This window comes from Actinomycetota bacterium (assembly GCA_035540895.1).
In the GTDB taxonomy this organism is placed as follows: domain Bacteria; phylum Actinomycetota; class JAICYB01; order JAICYB01; family JAICYB01; genus DATLFR01.
The window spans coordinates 1-2,817 of the sequence record DATLFR010000117.1; the positions used below are offsets into that span (position 1 = coordinate 1).

Annotated in this window: 4 protein-coding genes; 3 read left to right on the plus strand and 1 reads right to left on the minus strand. The window is 70.8% G+C overall.

Features of this window, described 5'->3' with window-relative positions; all coding sequences use genetic code 11:
* On the minus strand, positions 1-774 hold a 774-nt coding region (locus VM840_06590), incomplete at its 3' end, for a type II CAAX endopeptidase family protein (GenBank protein ID HVL81241.1).
* 76 nt (positions 775-850) lie between these two features.
* On the opposite strand from VM840_06590, the gene VM840_06595 reads away from it, so the two are divergent.
* From VM840_06595 to VM840_06605, 3 genes are all read left to right on the plus strand, one after another.
* Positions 851-2,251 carry an NAD-dependent malic enzyme gene (locus tag VM840_06595; protein HVL81242.1) on the plus strand — a complete coding sequence of 467 codons (1,401 nt, stop codon included), beginning with the start codon at positions 851-853 and terminating at the stop codon, positions 2,249-2,251.
* A 146-nt stretch (positions 2,252-2,397) separates the two neighbouring features.
* Entirely contained in the window at positions 2,398-2,568 is a 171-nt protein-coding gene (locus VM840_06600) for a hypothetical protein (GenBank protein HVL81243.1), read from the plus strand.
* A gap of 1 nt (position 2,569) precedes the next feature.
* Positions 2,570-2,716: a hypothetical protein gene (locus VM840_06605; protein ID HVL81244.1), complete on the plus strand. Its 147-nt coding sequence runs from the start codon at positions 2,570-2,572 to the stop codon at positions 2,714-2,716.
* Positions 2,717-2,817: the final 101 nt, after the last annotated feature.

Consider the following 2,817-nt stretch of genomic DNA (forward strand, 5'->3'; position numbering starts at 1 on the left):
CAGCGCGAGACCGACCGCCGTGCCGATGGCGAACGCGACGAGGCCCGCCTCGGGTCCGAACGCGCCGCCCGTCCACAGCTGCGGGCCGTCCACCTCGGCCACCAGAAGCGACCTCGTCCGTTGTCCGGAGACCGGGAGCCCCGCGACCGGCCCCTGGACGAGGTTCCAGGACCAGTGGATGCCGATCGGGAGCCAGAGCGACCGCGTGACCATGTACGCGCCGCCGAGGAGGATCCCCGCCTCGACGGCGATCGCCACCGACGACCACCACGTGGCGGACGGGTTGCCCGCGTGCAGGAACCCGAACACGAGGCTCGACACGACCAGCGCCGCGCCCGATCCCCACCGTCGCTCGACCGCGCGGAACATCACCCCGCGCGCCACCACCTCCTCCTGGACGGAGACGAGGGCGAAGAACACGATCGAGGCGGCCAGGGTCCACGGCTCGACGTCGGTGCGCAGGACCCGGTACCACCCGGCGGCCACATGGACGGCGACGACGAGGCCCATGAGCGCCGCGCCCAGCGCGAAGCCGGCGGCCGTCTCGCGGACGGCGCCGGCGCGACCCAGCCCCACGTCGGCCGGGACCCGGCCCCTACGAGCGGCGAAGCTCAGGTAGGCCAGTACGACCGCGGTGGTCGCGACCGCGTACCCGGGGAGAAGCCCGCCCAACGTCCCCGCCCCGTAGACGAGCGCGAGGGCGGCCACGACCTTGACCGGGAGCCAGGCGCGGGGGAGCCCGGCCCAGCGGGCGTGGAGGCGGACGAGGTCCATCACCCGGTCTTACCCGATGGCCGGACCCGCCGCCCGGCTTGTGCGTCGGGAGGCGGGTGCGGCACCGTGTACCGCCATGAGGACACCCAGCGCTTCGTACTCCGTCTCCCTGCGCGTCGAGCTCAGCCACACGCCCGGGACCCTGGGCCGGGTGACGACGGCGATCGGGGAGGCGGGGGGCAACATCTCCGGCATCGACATCGTCGAGGTGCACGGCCCGACGATCGTGCGCGACATCACGGTCTTCGCCACCGACGACGTGCACGTGTCGGCCATCCGCGACGCGGTGGAGTCGCTGGACGGGGTGCATGTCGTGTCCGCGCGTGACCGGACGTTCCAGATGCACGAGGGAGGCAAGATCGAGGTCGTCTCGCGTGTCCACGTGTCCACGCGGGAGGACCTCTCGATGGCGTACACCCCCGGCGTCGCGCGCGTGTGCCGAGCCATCGAGCGGGACCCGTCCGACGTCTTCAAGTTCACGATCAAGTCGAACACGGTCGCGATCGTGACGGACGGGACGGCGGTGTTGGGGCTCGGCGATATCGGCCCCGAGGCCTCGTTGCCGGTGATGGAGGGCAAGGCGCTGCTCTTCAAGGAGTTCGCCGGCGTCGACGGGTTCCCGATATGCCTCTCGACCACCGACCCCGACGAGATCGTCGAGACCGTCGAGCGGATCGCGCCCGTCTTCGGTGGCGTCAACCTCGAGGACATCGCCGCCCCCGCCTGCTTCGAGATCGAGGAGCGGCTGCAGGCATCGCTCGACATCCCCGTCTTCCACGACGACCAGCACGGGACGGCCGTCGTCGTCCTGGCCGCGCTCCGCAACGCGTTGAAGGTCGTGGACAAGCGGATGGAGGATCTCAAGGTCGTCATCGCCGGGGTCGGGGCGGCCGGGGTCGCGATAACGAAGATCCTGCTGCACGCCGGGGTCCCCAACGTGATCGGCGTCGACCGCAAGGGAGCGATATTCGAGGGACGCGAGGACCTCAACGCCGCGAAGCAATGGGTCGCGGAGAACACGAACCCCGAGAACCGCCAGGGGGCGATCCACGAGGTCCTGCCGGGGGCGGACGTGTTCGTGGGCGTGTCCGGGCCGGGGCTCCTGGTCCGCGACGACCTGCGCGTGATGAACACCGACCCGATCGTGTTCGCCCTGTCCAACCCCGACCCGGAGATCGCCCCGGAGGCCTGCGAGGGGCTCGCGTCCGTCATCGCCACGGGGCGCAGCGACTACCCGAACCAGATCAACAACGTCCTGTGCTTCCCCGGGATCTTCCGGGGGGCCCTCGACGCGGGAGCGACGACGATCACCGAGTCGATGAAGCTCGCCGCGGCCGAGGCGATAGCTAGCGCCGTCCCTGCGGACGAGCTCGGGCCGTCCTACATCGTGCCCAGCGTGTTCAACCGGCGGGTGTCCGAGCTGGTCGCCCACCGCGTGGCCGAGGCCGCCCGCGCCGACGGCGTGGTCCGGGCCTGAAGCCCCGGCGCTAACCCCATCAGGCTCTTCCCCTGGGATCCCCCTGACCTCTTCATCCTCGCCCGACTGCCTGACGCTTGACTTGTCAGGCACCTTGCGTAGAATCATCAATGTGATTGCAGGTTTCTACCAGAAGGAGGGCCGCCATGCGTGACGCGCAGGTGCAGATACTGCAGATGTTCGCGAACGGGCTGGTGACGGCCGAGCAGGCCGAGCGCCTCATGGACGCGCTCGACGCCCCCCGGGCGCTGCGACAGGACCCGGCGCGGGCCGGCAAGCGCGTCCCGGTGCGGGATGACCGGACCGAGGTGGCCTGAGGTGCGCGACGAGCGCACGGTGATCCTCGAGATGGTCGCCTCCGGGCGGATCACCGTGGACCAGGCGACCGAGCTGCTCGAGACCGTCGAGCCGGACCGCGACACGCGATCGGCCGCCGGAGCCGACGACGACGAGGAGGAGCTATGAAGGAGAGGACCGACGTCCTGCGGATGCTCTCGCAGGGCTTGATAACCCCGGAGCAGGCCGAAGAGCTGCTCGACGCGATCGACCCGCCACAGCGCCACCCC